Source organism: Clostridium sp. NSJ-49 (assembly GCF_014287725.1).
Taxonomy (GTDB): domain Bacteria; phylum Bacillota; class Clostridia; order Clostridiales; family Clostridiaceae; genus Clostridium; species Clostridium disporicum_B.
Window position 1 is genome coordinate 17,746 of record NZ_JACOOP010000010.1, and the last position, 17,790, is coordinate 35,535.

The window sequence follows — 17,790 nt, forward strand, 5'->3', positions numbered from 1 at the left end:
AGTGTAGAGTTAATGGTTTAGGAATAAAGTTAACACATCTGACTTTAAAATTTAGAAACTGCATAGCAGTTTCATCCTAAACTCTTTTCACTTTTAACTCTTCACTCTTAACTCAAAAAGTGATTCACACTTTTTTTACTTATTATTTTAAGTAATTATCTTAACATTTCTAATAACTCTTTAACAATAGCTTTTGCTCTAGCCGGTAATTTATCTAGTTCTTTTTGTCTCTTTTTTTCATTATCGATTTGAACAATTTGCATTACTTTTTGTTGTAAACCTGGTATAGAATTTAATTCATCTGCTAATTGATTGAATTTACTTGCAAACCTAGGATCTTGCATTTTTCTTTGAAGAAGTCCTATTAATTGATAAGCGTCCATACATTCCTCCACTTTATACCTTTTACTGTTATAATACGTTTAGATTTATGTATGTGCTACCATTTTTTTAAGCAAATTAAAAGACGTTGCATTTTGTCCTGCAACGCCCCATAACCACCTATAACTTTAAAAGCAAAAGTTAGTTGGCTATATTGTTATTATATGAAATTTATCTTTTATTATACATAACTTATCTTCCTATATTTAAATCTCGTTCATTGCTTTTGCAAAGTTCTCGATATTTTCTCTTTCAATCATGTCAACAAACTTTTTCATATCAATCCCTTTAAATTTATCATTAGTATTTGCTAACGATTTAAATACTTTTCTAATTATAAACCTTTCAAAAAAGTTCATATCTTTAAAATTAAAAGCCCCTCCAAAGTACCCTTGAACTTTTGCAGATAATATCAACTTTTCCGGAAAATTATCTTTAATTTGTTTTTCAACATTCTCTTCATTCATACAGCAAATAAATAATCCTAATTTTTTCTCTTTAAGATTATCGCAATAACTTTCACACACTTCTTCTATCTCTTTCTGAATTTTTCCCATATAAATAGATCCACCAATTACAACTTTATCATAATTATTTAAATCAAGAGTTATATCTTTTCTTATATCAACAATATCTACTTCACCTTTTAAGTTCTCTTCTAAAAGCTCTGCACATTTTTTTGCGCATCCATGGTTACTCCCATATATAATTAAAGTTTTCATTTCTCAATTCACCCCATAGTTAATTTATTTCATTTTTTATAAAAACATATATCTTATAAATATAAATTATATAATGTTAATTATTATGTTTTTTTATATTATATAATTCCTTAAATTATAACTTTTGCACTTTTATAATATAATAAAAAAAGATTATTGCATTTTATAGTTATGCAATAATCTTTTCTTTAATTATATATCATTAATTTCCTTGTATTTTCCCATCTTTTAAATGTAAATCCATTTGTGGGTAAGGTATACTTATATTCTCTTCATTAAATTTAACCATAACCTTCTCTAACAAATCAAAATGAACTGTCCAATAATCAGATGTTTTACACCATGCTCTTACAACAAAATTTATAGAACTTTCACCATGTTCATTTATTGATATAAATGGCTCTGGATTTTTAAATATCAATTCATTAGCTTCTACAACTTGTGTAAGAATTCTTTTTACCTTAAATATGTCATCATCATAAGATACACTGAAAACCAAATCTACTCTTCTTGTATCTTTAGAAGAATAATTTACTATACTATCATTAGCTAAGGCTCCATTTGGAATTAATATTTGTTTATTATCTGGAGTAACTAAACAAGTATAAAATATACTTATCTTTTCAACTATTCCTGAATGTCCTGCTCCTTCAATATAATCACCTACATTAAAAGGTCTTATTAAAAGAATTATTACTCCTCCAGCAAAGTTTGATAAACTTCCTTGAAGTGCAAGCCCTATAGCTAATCCTGCTGATGCAAACAGTGCTGCTAATCCTGTTGCTTTAAGTCCTACAATTTCCATAACGATCATTATCAATAAAATCTTTAATACAACTTCTATAAAAGTATCTAAAAAATTTCCTAAAGTCTTATCTACATTTTTTTTATCCATTAATGAATTTATAAACTTTTTAAATTTTTTTATTAACTTCCATCCAATAGATAATACTAAAAGACCTATTCCTATCTTAACTCCTTCAGTCAAAATCCAATTAACTGAAAAGTCCAATATTTTTTCTAACTGCATCGTCATACTTCCTCCATTTTTCATTTGCTACTTTTAACTATAATTTAATTCTTCGCCTATTATTAATAGCTTTCTTTTATACATTAATTTAAAAAAGAATTTTTTTCAATAACAATTACTTCCAAATCAATATATCTATAATCTTTCTTAGTTAAGTAAAGAATTTATTTCTAAGTTTATACCTTCAATATCAATTTCATTACTTATTATATCATCATTTACTCTATATTTTTCTTTCAATTTTAAGATTCTATATACACTTTCATCTATTCTTTCTTCTGATATAATATTACTACTAACAGCATCTTTAACAGCTGATATTGATTTTATAATATCATCATATCCATGGCAAACAAGTATTAAATCATTTCCTGCATTTATAGCCATGATGACAGCATCTGTCAAATTATAATTATCCATGATAGCCCCCATAGTCATATCATCTGTCGCTATTACTCCATCAAAATTTAACTTATTTCTTAAAATATCAGTTGTAACTTTCTTTGACATAGTTGCTGGATATTCACTATCTATACTTGATAATATTATACTTGAAACCATAACTACATCTGCACCATTTTCTATAGCATTTTTAAACGGAATAAACTCTAAGTTATTAAGCTCTTCTAATGTTTTTGTAACTATAGGTAATCCATAATGCGAATCAATATCTGTGTTACCATGACCTGGAAAATGTTTTACTACGGGAATTATTCCACCATCTCTTAACCCTTCCATAGTTTTTATTCCTAATTTTAAAACGATATCTGCATTATTACCAAAAGCTCTTTCCCCTATTACTGTGTTATTTGGATTGCTATCAATATCTAGTACTGGAGCAAAATCCATATTAAATCCAAGATTCTTTAATTCTTTTGCAATAATACTCCCTATATTATAACTTAAATTCTCATCATCAAATTTACCTATGTATCCACTTGAAGGAAGTTTTAGGAATTCATCTGGAACTCTTGAAACAACTCCTCCTTCTTCATCTACAGATATAAATAAAGGAATATCTTTTTTTATAGCTTTTATTTCATTATTTAAAGTTATTATTTGATTTGAATCTACAACATTCCTTGAAAAATATATAAGCCCTCCAACTTCTTGATTCTTTACAAGATCTATAATTTCATCATTTATTATATCTCCTTCAAAACCTACTATAAAAAGTTGGCCAATTTTCTGTTCTAGCGTCATAGAATTTATCTTTTCCTTTATTTTATCTAATTCTTTAGTTTCTTCAGTATGTTTTTCAGTATTATATTCATTACTACTCTCTTCCTTTATACTATCTCCCCCACAGCCTGCCATTAATAATATCATAAATGCAGATATCATAAAAATTTTAATACTTCTCATTCTTATACCTCTTTAAATTAAAATTATACTTATTATATATTAACATTTTATCTTTACTTTAATCAAAAAAATAAGTGTACCTAGTTATTCTAAGTACACAATTGTTGCTTTATTTTAAATTAATAGACCATAAACCATGTAAATTACAATATTCCCTTACTGAAACTATATTATCGTAATCTACATTAAATAATCCTTCTGGTTTATCTCCTGGTTTTAAATTTAATCTATAAATTTCTGTATCAGTTAAAACTTCTATCCACTGAATATGATGCTCTTGAAGCATTGGATGCTCAACTTCTCCAACCTTAACAAATACTCCAGCATCTTTCTTTTCTACTACTGGTATATGTTTCTCTCCAACACCTTCCTTTGTTCTTTCATCCTTTAAAAGCATTGGCTTCCCACAACATACTAGCATTCCTGGAGCTTCTTGTAATACCTCAACTATATTTCCGCATATATTACACTTGTAAATAGCATTCGTTTTTGTCATTTAATAACCCCCATTAAAATCAATTAACCAATACTATATATATTACACCACCTATCTATTAATACTACATTTTACTATTTTCAACTAATTCATTTATTAATGCACAAATATTTTTAGATGAATCATTTTTATCAAAAGATCTACAAGCTTCTTTCATATTATTTAATTTTTCTTTGTTCATTAATAATTCTTCTATTAGCTTATCACAGCTTTGATTTTTTTCTAATTTAATTGCCATATTGTGATTTATTAAAAATTCTGCATTTTCCTCTTCTTGTCCTGGTATAGCATCAAATATTGCCATAGGTATATTAGATGCTAAAGCTTCAGTAATTGTTAAACCACCTGGCTTAGTTATTATAATATCAGCTGCTTGCATAAACTTGTTAACTTCATCAGTAAAATATATTAATTTTGTATGCTTTTCACTCTTATTTATTACTTTAGCAAATTCATCATACAACTTTTGATTTTTTCCAGTAATAACAATTACCTGAAATTCTCTATCTATATTAATTATATCTTCATATATTTTAAAAACGTTTGTTACTCCAAAGCTTCCTGCCATCATTAATATTGTTGGTAGATTTGGATTTAACTCTAACTCATTTAATACTAAATCCTTATCTTTTTTTTCAAAAAAAACTTGCTCTATAGGAATACCATATGGATATATGACCTCTTCCCTAACACCTATTTTGCTCATTTCTTTAACCATATCATCATTTGAAACTATATATGCATCAACTTTTTGGTTTACCCACGTTTTATGTGGCGCATAATCTGTCATTATACATACTAATGGTATATTTACAAGTTCTTTTGCTTTAAGTATTGATACCATCTCTGTTGGAAATGGATGTGTTGTAATTATAACATCCGGTTTAAATTCATCAATTAACGGTAACAATTTATTTGCAAATAAATAATTTAATCTATTGACAAAACTAATCCAACGATCTTCTTTATTTGTTAGTTCATAAATTTTACCATATATTTTTGGTGTCTTTGTTGCCAAATATACATATCCACTTGTTACTGTTTTATTCAATATTGGATTAATATATAATAAACTATCTACGATTTTAACATTTGCACTTTTATCATGCTCACTCATGTAATTTTCTATAGCTCTTGAAGCTCTCATATGGCCTCCACCAGTGGATGCTGATAAAATCAGTATATTCATTTTTTGCATGCTCCCTCTTCTAATATCTAAATACATTTCTAAAATTATGTATTTATCAATTTTGTATACTTTTAATTGTGATAAATATTCGTTTGTATATTATATATCATTTTTAATAACTTTACTACGCATTTCATACATAGCTCTATTATCTATGATAATACCATAACCTATTATATCACCTTAATCCCCTATTTTTCTTTAAATATATCTTAATATATTCTTAAGATATCCTAAATTTGATTCTATCTATTTATACCAATTTATTTTTTCTCCATCACAAGTTACAACATTATACATTAATGCACTACTATATTTATAAGACTTTATTATTTTTTTAATTATTAAAGATGCTTCTTCATCATTTTCAATTTTAGAATCGAAATAAAGATTTACTCCTTTTCTATTATGTAAAGCAAATACCTTTTCGCCATTTATTCTATGCTCTTCTATTAATTTAACTATATCATCTTGCTTTAATGGACAACTTACTAATACCATACCCTATCTCCTCATACATTTTCTTATCCTAATATTATAGCATATTATTTTACTTCCTACTAAACATCTAATTATAATTTAGTTAAGTAACATTTACACCCTATATCATCTATCTTAATAAATATTTTATTGAACAAAAATACATCGTACTTCAATAAAATAACAACATGTTAATTACTAACTTTAAAGAAATACGATGCATACTATATAATAATTCTTTTTAAACTTTTCTTTTATTAAACAATTTACTTATATCCATAATTAGTGCTGCGAGTAATCCAAATCCTAAGCAAATTAGGAAATTAAACATTCCAAAGCTATCTGGTATATCAAATATGCTTCTAACTCCTGGAATAAGCACTATACAATATAATAAAAGACATATTATTATAGCGCCAATAGCATATATATTTTTAAATATACCCAATTTAAATGTTGTAACTTTATCTGATCTAGCTGGCAAAGTTTGAAATATTCTTGATATTGTTACTGTTGAAAATGCCATAGCAGCGCCTAGTTCTGGTGATACTCTATTTCCAACATACTGAGCTAATATAACTACAACTCCTATTATAATACCTCTAATGAGTACTGATTGCCATGTTCCACCTTGTAATATTCCTTCATTAATATTCCTTGGCTTTTCGCTCATAATATTTTTTTCTGCTGGTTCAAGCCCCAAAGCTATTGCTGGAAGAGAATCATTTATTAAATTTATAAATAATAGTTGTAATGCTGTAAATGGATTGGGCCATCCTACAAATACTGCAAATAGAATAGCTATTATAGCACCTAAATTCCCTGCGAAAAGATAGGTAATAGATTTTTTTATATTACTATATACAGTTCTTCCTACTTCAACAGCTGAAACTATAGTCTTAAAATTATCATCTGTTAATATCATAGCTGCAGCATCCTTAGCTACATCTGTTCCACTTCCCATTCCTATTCCTATATCAGCCTGTTTCAGAGCTGGTGCATCATTTACCCCATCTCCAGTCATAGCTGTTATATAACCTTTTTCTTGCCATGCCTTTACTATTCGAATCTTATTCTCTGGTGAAACTCTTGCATAAACAGTTATATGTTCAAGTTTTTCTTTCAATTCCGCTTCACTTAATGCATCTAATTCTTGGCCAGTTAAAGCTATATCTCCATCTTTCATAATTCCAATTTCTTTTGCTATAGCTGCTGCTGTAGTTTTATGGTCACCAGTTATCATAACTGTTTTTATACCTGCTCCACTTGCTTCAGCTACAGCCCCAAATACTTCGTCTCTAGGTGGATCTATCATTGCCATCAATCCAACTAAAGTCATATCTACCTCATCCTCTAATGCTGGTACAAAATCCTCATCTGGTACATCTTTTAAAGCAAAAGCTAATACTCTTAATGCTCTATTAGAAAAATATTCGTTTTGTTTTCTATACTTATCTAATATTTCTTCTGAAATATCTACTTCTTCACCATCATCTAATGCTTTTGTCACACGACTAAATACTACATCCGGTCCACCTTTAGTAAACATTATAGCATTTCCATTTATTGAATTTACAGTAGACATTAACTTTCTATCAGAATCAAAAGGAATTTCACTCAATCTATCATATTTTTCTCTTAACTCTTTATAATCTATCCCTCTTTTATTTGCAAATCTTAAAAGTGCTACCTCAGTTGGATCTCCAAGTTCAACTCCATCTTCTGTAATATCTGCATCGTTACATAACGTAGAACTTAAATTCATGGCTTCAACTTGTTCTGAAGAATCACTTTCTGCTTTAACTTCTTCTTTTGTAATACCATACATAAAGAAATCTACAACTGTCATCTTATTCTGAGTTAATGTTCCTGTTTTATCAGTACAAATAACACTAGTAGATCCTAGAGTTTCAACTGCTGGAAGCTTTCTTATTATAGCTTGCTTCTTTGCCATATCTTTAGTTCCAACAGCTAATACTATAGTTACTATTGAAGATAAAGCTTCAGGAATAGCTGCTACTGCCACAGCAATGGCAAACATAAATGAATCAAAAATTAATGCTTTTAAATCGCTTCCGCTTAAATATCCTCTTATAACTTGAATAGCAAATATAGCTGCTGCTAAAAGCATTATCATTATTCCTAACTTCTTGCCAAAATCATCAAGCTTTTGTTGAAGAGGTGTTCGTTTATTTCCTGCTGTTTCTAAAAGTGATGCAACTTTTCCCATTTCAGTGTTCATACCAGTCTGGGTAACTACTAGCTTGCCTCTTCCATAAACAACAGTAGCACCACTAAATACCATGTTTTTCCTATCACCTATTCCTACTTCTTCCTCTATTTTATCTGTATGCTTTAAGACTGCTTCAGCCTCTCCAGTTAGCATCCCTTCTACTACTTTTAATGTTTGAGCTTCTATAAGTCTACCATCTGCTGGTATATAGTCTCCTGCTTCTAAAAATACAACATCACCAACTACAATCTCTTTAACAGGAATAGTTATCTTTTTTCCATCCCTTAGTACCTTAGCACTTGGTGCTGATAACTTTTTTAAACTATCTAATGAACTTTCTGCTTTCCTTGTTTGAGTAACACCTAACACTGAATTCAATATTACTACTAAAAATATAATAAGCGATTCTACTACTTCACCTAAAAATATCTGTACTATAGCTGCTATAAGTAATACTATAACTAATAGATCTTTAAAACTTTCTAAAAACATTTTCCATATAGGAACTTTAGATCCTTCTCTTAACTCATTGTATCCATCTCTTTCTAGTCTATCTTTGGCTTCGCTACTTGTTATACCTTCAGCATCACTTTTTAATTCTTTTATTACATCAGAATATTCTTTTCTATAATACATATAATTACTCCTTCTATAATTTGTGATGAATTTATAATTATAGTATTATCCTTTAACAATATTTTATTTAATATAATAAGTTTAGCTGTAATATTTATAAAAATTTTATAATACATAGTATTATATTTGTAAATTTTAGGAGGTATCAAAATGCTTAAGAAAATATGTCCTCATTGTAATTATAAATTTTCTACTAAAGATATCTTTATCAGAAAACATTCACAATATATAACTTGTCCTCAATGCCAAAATAAGCTTATCGCATCAATAAAATCTAAATTTATTTTTAGTGTAATAATGCTATTAACCTTTATCTTTTGGGCAATCATAACTAACTCCGCTTATATAAATATCGAATCTTGGATAAAATATCTTTTAGCATTCATTTTATTTTTTATATTATTTTTTATAATAGAACCTTTAACTGATAAGTTTGAAATTTTTGAAGATTTATCAAAAAGCAAAAGATAGGGTAATATTTACAGAATATTTAAGAATTATTTAAGTTTTTATCAATTGCTTTATTTGTAAAATATAGTATTATAATAAAATATATACTAAATTTTTATAATATAGGTGGTTAATATGAAATTAAAGGATAATAAACTAATTAAAATTATTACTTACTGCTTTTTTCCTATTTTTATTGTATTAATTACTGAATTTAATCATATGCAAAGCTTCAATAAACTACTAGGTTTTGTAACTAGTAAATTTCCAGCATTTTTATATAGCGTATTATTAATTTCAGTTCTCTTTTTTGCAATACTCTTTTTTACAAAAAAGAGTCATATAGCAGTAGGAATTCTAAGTATAACCTTGTATATACTTTCCACAGTAGAGTATTTTAAATATACAACTAGTGGAACTCATCTAACTTTAAGTGATTTAGTTATGACTCGAAATATAGGAGACGTAGGAAAGTTTGCAAAACTAAACTTCACTTGGCCTTTAATAATATGCTTAATATTAATTATTGGTTATATAGTATTGTGCAAGAAATATACCTTTAATCTTCCTTTTACTTTCAAAAGAAGATTTTTAACAAGCTTCATTTGCATTTGCACATTACTTTTAGGTATACTTCTTCCTAAACCTTCAACAAATATTTATGCAACTTTTAATTTAGATAACGAAACATCAACAAATATATTTGCTATAAACGAGAGCTTCGAGTCAAACGGTCTTATAGGATTTTTATCTCAAACAACATCTAATAAATTTACTTCGAGATTACGTAAACCTGAAAATTATTCTGAAGATCTTGTAAATAACAGTTTATCTGAAATAAATGAAACTTCTGATGATTATAAAAAACCTAATGTAATATTTATTATGTCTGAATCATTTGGTGATTTTAGAAGTCTTGAATCTTCTTTAGATTTATCATCTTACTACGAAAGCTTTGATGAAATTTCAAAAGATAATTTTATAGGTAATTGTGTTGTTCCAACTTTTGGAGGTTACACTCCAAGAACAGAATTTGAATTACTATTTGGACTACCAGTGTATTCTCTTAATACACCATCAATACCTCATAATCTATTAACTGATGATAATCTAACTAACTCTATACCATCTTATTTTAAGGATTTAGGATATAATACAACTTATATTCATCCTTTTAGCGGTTCTTTTTATAGTAGAAACTCTATCTATGGTGGTTATGGATTTAATAATCTTTTCTTTGAAGAAGATATGATTAACGATAGTACTAGATTCAGAAGATATATAGATGATTATTCTGTTTTTGAGAAAATAAAACAACAATTAGAGCAAGATGATAGTCCAAGTTATATATTTACTACTACTATGCAAAATCATCAACCGTATTACGATGATGACAATATTACAGATGGTACATCTGACCTAAATGAACTTAAATACTACCTTGAAGGTATTAAGAAAACTTCTGATGACTTGAAGTCGTTTTTAGAATGGTTAAATAATTTCGAGGAAGATGTAATATTAGTATTTGTTGGGGATCATTATCCATTCTTTACCCCTACATCTGATATATATAGTCAATTTGGAATAGACTCTAGTAACACAGAAAACTTATATAATCAAAAATACCTAATATATAATAATTATGATAAAGATTTTTCATATTTGAATGATACGAAAATATCTACATTTTATCTTCCATATGTAGTTATAGAGTCGTTAGGAACACCTTTAGATAAATTTTCATCAACTATGATAAATCATATGGAAACAACACCAATATACTCTCCTAATATTCAAAGTATTAGTGATAGAGATGCTATATTAGATGTGTTAACCTACGATAGAGTTGAAGGAGAAAGCTACTCTAATAAATAAAGTGCGAGCTAAGGCTCGCAAGTGAAAAGTCGACTTTGTCGAAGTGAAAGGCTACTACGTAGCGTGGAAAAGTTAACTACGTTAAGGGAAAAATGCTACTATAAGTAGCAAAGAAAAGCATTTTATCTCATTAGATATCTTTTCCCTATTGACATAGGCACTATTTTCTCCTCAGCTTTAGCTGACTTTTCCCCTTTGACGAAGTTAAACTTCTCACCAAAGTGCTTCGCACTTTCTTTCAATTAGTATCTCTTAGCATATCCACATCTTTTACAAAGCTCTTCAACGGCTTTTCTATTAGAAAAACCATCATATATATCAAGTGCTCTTTTTGATGTTATTATATCTCCTAGTGGAGTTTTGAATATGTTTCCTAACGGAATATTTCCTTCGCTATCTAAACAACAAGGAACTACTGTTCCATCAACTAATATACCAATCTGGTCTCTTAATCCATAACAAAACACTTCAGCTTCTTCATTTACTAGATTTATATTAGGCCACTCAAATTTTTCTGCCATATTTACATATAAATTTTTTCTTACCTTTATTCCTGACTTTTCTTGTAATCTTTCACCTAAACTAAATTCTATATTAAGCTCTTCTTCAAGAATTCTCAATATATTGCTATTTAAGCTATTACAAGCCTTTAACTCTTCAGTATCCATGTTCCATAACCTTATTGAACAGATTATATTGGAATTTTCATTAGCTTCATTTATAAAGCTAGTAATATTAGTTATATATTCTTCTAAAGTCACTTTACTATCATTTGCTTCAAAACTATGAAGTGAAATATTAACTTGTCTTAAAGCTTTGCTTTTTAGTAAAATTTCCTTAACATTATTTATTAAAGTTCCATTAGTCGTAATATTAACCTTTAACTCAGCCTCTTTGCATATTTCTAAAAATTCCTCTAAATTTTTATTCAAAAATGGCTCTCCCATAAGATGAAAATATACATAATCACTATATTGTTTTACATCATCAATTATTTTTTTAAAGCTATCCACTTCCATAAACCTTAACTCTCTACTAGTTTTAGGGCAAAAATTACAACTTAAATTACAAATATTGGTTGTTTCTATATAAACCTTTTTAAATCTTTTCATTAGTCTACCTCTATCAATTAAATCTATAGTTATTACATTACCATAAAAAAATGAATTTATACAATAGAACATTTCCCTATACTTCCTCATATATTAATAAAGTTTTAAATTCCTATACTTTTTATTAATTATTAAGAATATATAATACTATAACTTTAATGGAGGTTATTATTTTATGAGGAAAATAAGATTTGTAATTTTAACTTTTATTATTATTGTTATAATCATATGTTCTAACGCTCTTTACAGCATTAATAATTATGCTGATCCAATAGTAGCCGAAGATGATACTATAGATACAGAATTACAAGAAGAACTTGACTTAGATGAATTATATACTTTTGATTATGATTATAAAAAGGATTATATACGATATTGCACAGAATATGCCATTTTATATTCTAGAGCTGATTATTTAACTGAAGATGAATTGATAGAATTTGCAAAAAAAATTGATAATGGAATTATAGCTATAGAAAATTATTTGGGGATTAATCTAAATTCTGATCACTATATTAATTCTAGAGTTTTTGTTAGTATAGATTGGTCTATGGACGATCCTGAGTTTAACAATGAAAATATTAATATAGAACATACTGCTTTAATATCAGTAGATAATGTAATGGAAAACACTAGCTCCTATATCCATGAATTAACTCATATAATAGCTTGGGATTGTAGTTCCTTATGGATTAAAGAAGGTTTGGCTGTATATTTAAATGATAAACTTAATGGAGATCCTACTTATCCTAATAATGGCTGTGACATTGATAAACTCTCTCTTGAATTTTATAATAGTGGAACGTTAGAAAGTTTAACAGCTTTTGATTTAGTTGGAGAAAATGGTGTACCTAATTATATTGATTATAATAGTGAACCAATCTTTTATATCTACTCTGCATCCTTTGTTAAGTATTTAGAATATTCTATTGGCAAAGATAATTTAATTAAAATCTATAAATCATTAAATACAAAAGAAGCTTTAAAAGATATTACAGGAAAAGATATAAATGTCTTGAAGAATGATTGGATAAATTCTATAACTACAGTAATCGAATAAATTAATTTAATAAATATAAAAAAGTACGAAATGTCTTTAAATACATCTTTCCGTACTTTTTTATATTTTAATAAATGCAATTTTCCGAAAACATTTTCACATATTCTATCACAAGGTCCTCTTAAAACCCCAATTTTAATTCCTTAATTCATTTACTGTATCAAATATTACTTCTAAAATAATTAAAGACGAAGTTGCTCCTGGATCTTGATGTCCAATGCTCTTATCCCCTAAATAAAGTGCTCTTCCTTTACTAGCAACTATAAGCTTAGTATATTCAACACCATTTCTAGCTGCTTCAACTGAATTCTTAAGCGTATTTAATACAGATAATTTATTTTCTATTCCATAATTAATTTCTTCATAAGCTGGAATTAATGCATCTAACATAGTCTTATCTCCTTTTTCACTTTTTCCCCGCATCTTAATTCCATCTATTGAAACCTTTAATATATCTCTAAAATCTTCAATATTAATTTCAACTTTTTCTTTTCCAATCATAGATGCTTTCATAAATGCAGTTCCATACAGTGGTCCTGACGCTCCTCCAACATTAGACAAAATAGCCATACCTACTGTTCTAAATATATCTCCCCAATCTTTAAACTCTTTATCTTTAACTTTTTCTTTTGCAACTTTAAATCCCTTGCTTAAATTTGTTCCATGATCTCCATCTCCAATAATAGCATCAAGCTCATTTAAAAACTGTTTATAATAAGTAATTTTCTTTTCTATTTTCTCAAATGTATAAAGTACCTCTTTTAATGTTAATCCCATAATGTTTACTCAACTCCTTAACCCCTATTACTTTCCCACTCTAATTAACTATTTACTATATTAAATAATATTGTTTTTTTTCATAGTTAATACCTAAATCTAATATTTTTAAACATTTACACCCTGCATTTAAAGTGAATTTAAAAAGAAGATTGCACAACATTTATTAACTGATTAGCTAAATATAAAATAGAAAAGAGTAAACTCTTACTAAAAAACTCCACTAAATATATAATTTAGCAGAGTTTTTATTCTATATATAATACTTAACTAATTAAAAGTTCTCTTTTTATGCACATGAATATTTATTTATGATTATCACCTAAATCAATAAGATTCAATAACTTAAGTACTTCAACGGCAATCTTTCGTTCTTTACCTTTATATGGATATGAGTGGATATGAATTGCAGGGTTAAAGTTTAATTCTATTATTGCATATGGTGAATTTTCTTCTTTATAATCTTCTATCATCATATCTACTCCACATATTTTTGCCTTTACTGCCTTAGTCGCCTTTACTGCTATATCTTTGAATTTTTGCGGAATATCATCAGTATAATCTATACTATCTCCGCCTGTGCTTATATTAGAATTTTCTCTTAAATAAACTATCTCATCACATTTAGGAATATAATTAAAATCTAGTCCTCTTTGTTTTAAGAAAAGTTCTGCATTTTTATCAAGTATAATCTTTTCTAACGGTGTTTTATATCCTTTTCCTCTTAAAGAATCTTGATTTTTAATTTCTACAAGTTCTGCTATAGTGCTCTTTCCATCACCTATAACATTAGCTGGTACTCTATGAAGTATTCCGGCAACCTTGTCTCCTATAACTAAAAATCTATACTCTTTTCCTTTTATAAATTCTTCAATTAAAACAGTTTTATCATTCTCAAAAGCTATTTCAAAGGCTTTTATCATATCATCTTTACTTGCACCTTCAGTGAATATACTAATACCTATGCCAAAATTTGTTGACTTAGGTTTAATTACTATTGGTTTTCCTATAAATTTATCACTCTTAACCTTTGCTTCTTCTATAGAAGTATATTCTTCACCTTTAGGTACTCTAATATTATTATCTTCTAAAACTTTCTTTGTAACTACCTTATTTTCCATAATTAGTATAGTTGCATAATTATCTTTAGAAGTTTTTGTTGCTTGAACCACATACTCTTTTTTATCACATTTCTTTAATGATATAAAATTTTCACTTCTATCTAATACATCAACTTTTATACCTCTTTTAATAGCTTCTTTCATTAAAATTTGAGTTGATAATTCTAATTCTTCATATCCTTCAAGCTTAAATCTATTTTTATATGCACTTTCTTTATATTTCTTAGCTAAGCTTAAATTTGCCTCTACAAAACCTTCTGATTTTACTTTTTTAAGCATCTTATAAGCATAAGTAATCTTAAAGTCTTTAATTTTATCAATCATCTCTAAAATAATTTCATTGGATACTAAATTTAATTCATCATTAATATTTTTAATATATCTTAATAATTCTAATCCCCATTCTTCTTTAGAAATATTTTTCCCATCTCTCTTTAAATTTACATTGCTTAATCCTTGCTCTGCAATTAGCTTTTGATTATCTAATGCTTCCTCTTGCCACTTTTCATAATCACTTTCTTCTTTAACCAATAAGAAAATATTAAATACTTCTAAGAATTTTAAATCATTTAAAGAGATTCCTCCTTTTTCAAAAGGATTGATATCTAAGCTCCTATATTCTAAATACTTTATTCCATCTTTCTCTAAAGATTCTAAAAAATTATCTATATCTGCTGCTTTTAATCTTACTTGACTATATAATTCTTTATGACTTTCTAAAACCTTATCCTTAACAAAATTGTTCATACTATCTACATAAGCTTTAACAGAGTCATAATTTGGATAAAGATCTATATTATTTTTATAACCATATTGACTGTTTCTATAAGATAAAGCACTTTCATTATGATATGTATCTTCATTTATCTTATTTAAGCTTTCTATGTATTCTTTTTCAAAACTATCATGAATAACATTTGAACCACATAAAAGATATATTATAAGCCATCTATATCTTAAATAATTTCTTACAAGTTTTAAATAAACATTATCCTTAAACTCCCTAAATGACGTTCCTTCACCTACCTTTTTATGAAGCTCCTTTAAAAAGTCATCTTGAAATGAAAAATTATAATGAATTCCAGATATTAATTGTCTCTTGCCTCCATATTTTTTCATTAATTGCTCTCTATACCTTCTTGCATTTATTCCCATAGGACACTCGCAGAATTCAGCTATTGGAATATCCTTATCTTCTGGTAAGATACAGGGCATTGAAATTGGCCATAAGTATTCATCTCCAATTTCTTGAGCTACAATATCATAAAGTACATTTGTAAAATTATAACATTCTTCTACTGAATTGAATGTTGGTGTAATTACCTCAATTTGGCTTTCTGAAAAATCTGTTGTTATATACGGATTGCATATCTTTTTCTCAAAAACCTTTGGATGAGGCGTTAAGGCTAGCTTTCCTTCATTAGTTACTCTTAGTCCTTCCCTTTCAATACCATAACTACCTATTGATTTATTATTTATAATTATATCTTTAATTTTATCTAACATATTTTATACTCCTTGCTTACCTTCAATTTATATATTAAATAAGCTGCTACTCCTTTTAAAACACTTGATATGGCAATGCTCCACCATATCCCATTTATTCCATAATACTTAATAAGTACTAATGCCATTGGAATTCTTAATACAGTAAATATTATACTTATAGTCGCAGGTATTTTGGGCTTTCCCAGTCCTGTAAAAAGTCCATTAGATACCATTTCTATTGTACTAAAAGCTTGTGAATAAGCTACTGCTTGTAAATATCCATAAGCTATTAAACTTGTATCTACATCTCTTATAAATAATTTTATTATTGGTTCCTTAAAAAATATAAATATTAAGGACATTAATATAGAATACGATATTCCAATTGCTAGTGCAGTATTATATCCATCATTAATTCTTTTAAACTTCTTGGCCCCAAAATTTTGTCCTGTAAAGCTTGATATAGCTCCATTTAAACCGCCTATAACCATATATGTTATAGATTCAATCTGTAATCCTATCTTTTGAGCTGCAATAGCATTGGTACCAAAAATTGCAATAATTCTTGCTAGAACTATATTTACCAGAGTAAATAACACTCTTTGAAATGCCATAGGAAACCCTAACTTAGCTACTTCTTTTACTTTTTCGTAATTTACATTTAAACTTCTATCATACTTTAATAAACCTTTAGATTTCACCTTATACAATACATACATTATTACATTAGCTATCAATGTAGCTAATGCTGCTCCAATAACTCCAAATTTAAAGATATAAATGAATATAGGGTCTAAAATTATATTTACTGCTATCCCTATCGCATTAATCTTTAAAGCATCGCTATTATTTCCAAAGCTTCCAAAAATCCTTGAATAAAGAAAATTAAAAAATGAAAAATACAATATTGGTCCATTTATTGCAAGATAATAATATGAATCCCTTTCTACTATAGGATTACCTAGATTTAAAAATCCTATAAAATTCTTTCCTAAAAAAATAAGAATTAGAGCATATACAATTGCTATAAAAAAGTTGATAGCTATTCCTGTATTTATATACTCTTTTACATTATTATTATCTTTTCCACCTATAGCATGAGATATCTTTATTCCTGCTCCTATAACAACTAAAGAATTTATTGAATATCCTAATCCAATAAAAAAACTTGATGAACCAACGCTTGCTACCGCATCACTCCCTAGCCCCCCAACCCAAAGCATATCAACAAGGTTATATGTAAATTGTAATAAAGAACTTCCCATTATAGGTACTGCTAAAGCTGTAAGCACTGTTAAAACTTTACCTTTAGTTAAATCAACTTTTTTCATTTTTCCTCCATGATTAATTTTTATATATTTATTTACTACCTGTA

15 protein-coding genes are annotated in these 17,790 nt (G+C 27.4%); 3 read left to right on the forward strand and 12 right to left on the reverse strand.

Annotation, left to right across the window (positions count from 1 at the left end; translation table 11 throughout):
• Positions 1-155 precede the first annotated feature (155 nt).
• From H8S10_RS05210 to H8S10_RS05245, 8 genes are all read right to left on the reverse strand, one after another.
• Positions 156-383, reverse strand: a complete 228-nt coding sequence (locus H8S10_RS05210) for a hypothetical protein (protein WP_055264709.1) — start codon at positions 381-383, stop codon at positions 156-158.
• 204 nt (positions 384-587) lie between these two features.
• Positions 588-1,103 carry a flavodoxin domain-containing protein gene (locus H8S10_RS05215; protein ID WP_055264708.1) on the reverse strand — a complete coding sequence of 172 codons (516 nt, stop codon included), beginning with the start codon at positions 1,101-1,103 and terminating at the stop codon, positions 588-590.
• A 202-nt stretch (positions 1,104-1,305) separates the two neighbouring features.
• Positions 1,306-2,139, reverse strand: a complete 834-nt coding sequence (locus H8S10_RS05220) for a mechanosensitive ion channel domain-containing protein (protein ID WP_186838137.1) — start codon at positions 2,137-2,139, stop codon at positions 1,306-1,308.
• A gap of 141 nt (positions 2,140-2,280) precedes the next feature.
• Complete coding sequence (gene nagZ, locus H8S10_RS05225) at positions 2,281-3,498, reverse strand: beta-N-acetylhexosaminidase (RefSeq protein WP_186838138.1); 1,218 nt, start codon at positions 3,496-3,498, stop codon at positions 2,281-2,283.
• A 109-nt stretch (positions 3,499-3,607) separates the two neighbouring features.
• On the reverse strand, positions 3,608-3,994 hold the full coding sequence (locus H8S10_RS05230; RefSeq protein WP_186838139.1) for a desulfoferrodoxin: 387 nt from the start codon (positions 3,992-3,994) through the stop codon (positions 3,608-3,610).
• Between the two features lie 64 nt (positions 3,995-4,058).
• Positions 4,059-5,183, reverse strand: coding sequence for a glycosyltransferase (locus H8S10_RS05235; RefSeq protein ID WP_055264721.1), 1,125 nt, complete (start codon positions 5,181-5,183; stop codon positions 4,059-4,061).
• A 249-nt stretch (positions 5,184-5,432) separates the two neighbouring features.
• Positions 5,433-5,684, reverse strand: coding sequence for a hypothetical protein (locus H8S10_RS05240; RefSeq protein ID WP_186838140.1), 252 nt, complete (start codon positions 5,682-5,684; stop codon positions 5,433-5,435).
• A gap of 220 nt (positions 5,685-5,904) precedes the next feature.
• Positions 5,905-8,532, reverse strand: a complete 2,628-nt coding sequence (locus H8S10_RS05245) for a cation-translocating P-type ATPase (RefSeq protein ID WP_186838141.1) — start codon at positions 8,530-8,532, stop codon at positions 5,905-5,907.
• A 150-nt stretch (positions 8,533-8,682) separates the two neighbouring features.
• Between H8S10_RS05245 and H8S10_RS05250 the strand changes: the two genes are divergently transcribed.
• Entirely contained in the window at positions 8,683-9,003 is a 321-nt protein-coding gene (locus H8S10_RS05250) for a TIGR04104 family putative zinc finger protein (protein ID WP_186838142.1), read from the forward strand.
• Positions 9,004-9,117: 114 nt separating this feature from the next.
• Positions 9,118-10,857, forward strand: a complete 1,740-nt coding sequence (locus H8S10_RS05255) for an LTA synthase family protein (RefSeq protein WP_186838143.1) — start codon at positions 9,118-9,120, stop codon at positions 10,855-10,857.
• 242 nt (positions 10,858-11,099) lie between these two features.
• Here H8S10_RS05255 and H8S10_RS05260 read toward each other — a convergent pair whose 3' ends face one another.
• The gene (locus H8S10_RS05260; protein ID WP_186838177.1) at positions 11,100-11,969 is read right to left on the reverse strand and encodes a radical SAM protein; all 870 of its coding nucleotides are present in this window, start codon (positions 11,967-11,969) and stop codon (positions 11,100-11,102) included.
• A gap of 175 nt (positions 11,970-12,144) precedes the next feature.
• Between H8S10_RS05260 and H8S10_RS05265 the strand changes: the two genes are divergently transcribed.
• On the forward strand, positions 12,145-13,029 hold the full coding sequence (locus tag H8S10_RS05265) for a hypothetical protein (protein WP_186838144.1): 885 nt from the start codon (positions 12,145-12,147) through the stop codon (positions 13,027-13,029).
• A gap of 135 nt (positions 13,030-13,164) precedes the next feature.
• Here H8S10_RS05265 and dhaL read toward each other — a convergent pair whose 3' ends face one another.
• From dhaL to H8S10_RS05280, 3 genes are all read right to left on the reverse strand, one after another.
• Positions 13,165-13,806, reverse strand: a complete 642-nt coding sequence (dhaL, locus tag H8S10_RS05270) for a dihydroxyacetone kinase subunit DhaL (protein ID WP_186838145.1) — start codon at positions 13,804-13,806, stop codon at positions 13,165-13,167.
• Between the two features lie 305 nt (positions 13,807-14,111).
• Positions 14,112-16,433, reverse strand: a complete 2,322-nt coding sequence (gene gshAB / locus H8S10_RS05275; protein WP_186838146.1) for a bifunctional glutamate--cysteine ligase GshA/glutathione synthetase GshB — start codon at positions 16,431-16,433, stop codon at positions 14,112-14,114.
• Positions 16,427-17,746: an MATE family efflux transporter gene (locus H8S10_RS05280; RefSeq protein ID WP_186838147.1), complete on the reverse strand. Its 1,320-nt coding sequence runs from the start codon at positions 17,744-17,746 to the stop codon at positions 16,427-16,429. The genes gshAB and H8S10_RS05280 overlap by 7 nt, the downstream gene beginning before the upstream one ends.
• Between the last annotated feature and the right edge of the window lie 44 nt (positions 17,747-17,790).

Bases quoted from the DNA above. Each gene is read 5' to 3' on its own strand.
- gshAB (WP_186838146.1), bottom strand. From the start codon at position 16,433: ATGTTAGATAAAATTAAAGATATAATTATAAATAATAAATCAATAGGT.
- H8S10_RS05250 (WP_186838142.1), top strand. From the start codon at position 8,683: ATGCTTAAGAAAATATGTCCTCATTGTAATTATAAATTTTCTACTAAA.
- H8S10_RS05280 (WP_186838147.1), bottom strand. From the start codon at position 17,746: ATGAAAAAAGTTGATTTAACTAAAGGTAAAGTTTTAACAGTGCTTACA.
- H8S10_RS05230 (WP_186838139.1), bottom strand. From the start codon at position 3,994: ATGACAAAAACGAATGCTATTTACAAGTGTAATATATGCGGAAATATA.
- dhaL (WP_186838145.1), bottom strand. From the start codon at position 13,806: ATGGGATTAACATTAAAAGAGGTACTTTATACATTTGAGAAAATAGAA.
- H8S10_RS05215 (WP_055264708.1), bottom strand. From the start codon at position 1,103: ATGAAAACTTTAATTATATATGGGAGTAACCATGGATGCGCAAAAAAA.
- nagZ (WP_186838138.1), bottom strand. From the start codon at position 3,498: ATGAGAAGTATTAAAATTTTTATGATATCTGCATTTATGATATTATTA.
- H8S10_RS05265 (WP_186838144.1), top strand. From the start codon at position 12,145: ATGAGGAAAATAAGATTTGTAATTTTAACTTTTATTATTATTGTTATA.
- H8S10_RS05240 (WP_186838140.1), bottom strand. From the start codon at position 5,684: ATGGTATTAGTAAGTTGTCCATTAAAGCAAGATGATATAGTTAAATTA.
- H8S10_RS05255 (WP_186838143.1), top strand. From the start codon at position 9,118: ATGAAATTAAAGGATAATAAACTAATTAAAATTATTACTTACTGCTTT.
- H8S10_RS05245 (WP_186838141.1), bottom strand. From the start codon at position 8,532: ATGTATTATAGAAAAGAATATTCTGATGTAATAAAAGAATTAAAAAGT.
- H8S10_RS05235 (WP_055264721.1), bottom strand. From the start codon at position 5,183: ATGAATATACTGATTTTATCAGCATCCACTGGTGGAGGCCATATGAGA.
- H8S10_RS05220 (WP_186838137.1), bottom strand. From the start codon at position 2,139: ATGACGATGCAGTTAGAAAAAATATTGGACTTTTCAGTTAATTGGATT.
- H8S10_RS05210 (WP_055264709.1), bottom strand. From the start codon at position 383: ATGGACGCTTATCAATTAATAGGACTTCTTCAAAGAAAAATGCAAGAT.
- H8S10_RS05260 (WP_186838177.1), bottom strand. From the start codon at position 11,969: ATGAAAAGATTTAAAAAGGTTTATATAGAAACAACCAATATTTGTAAT.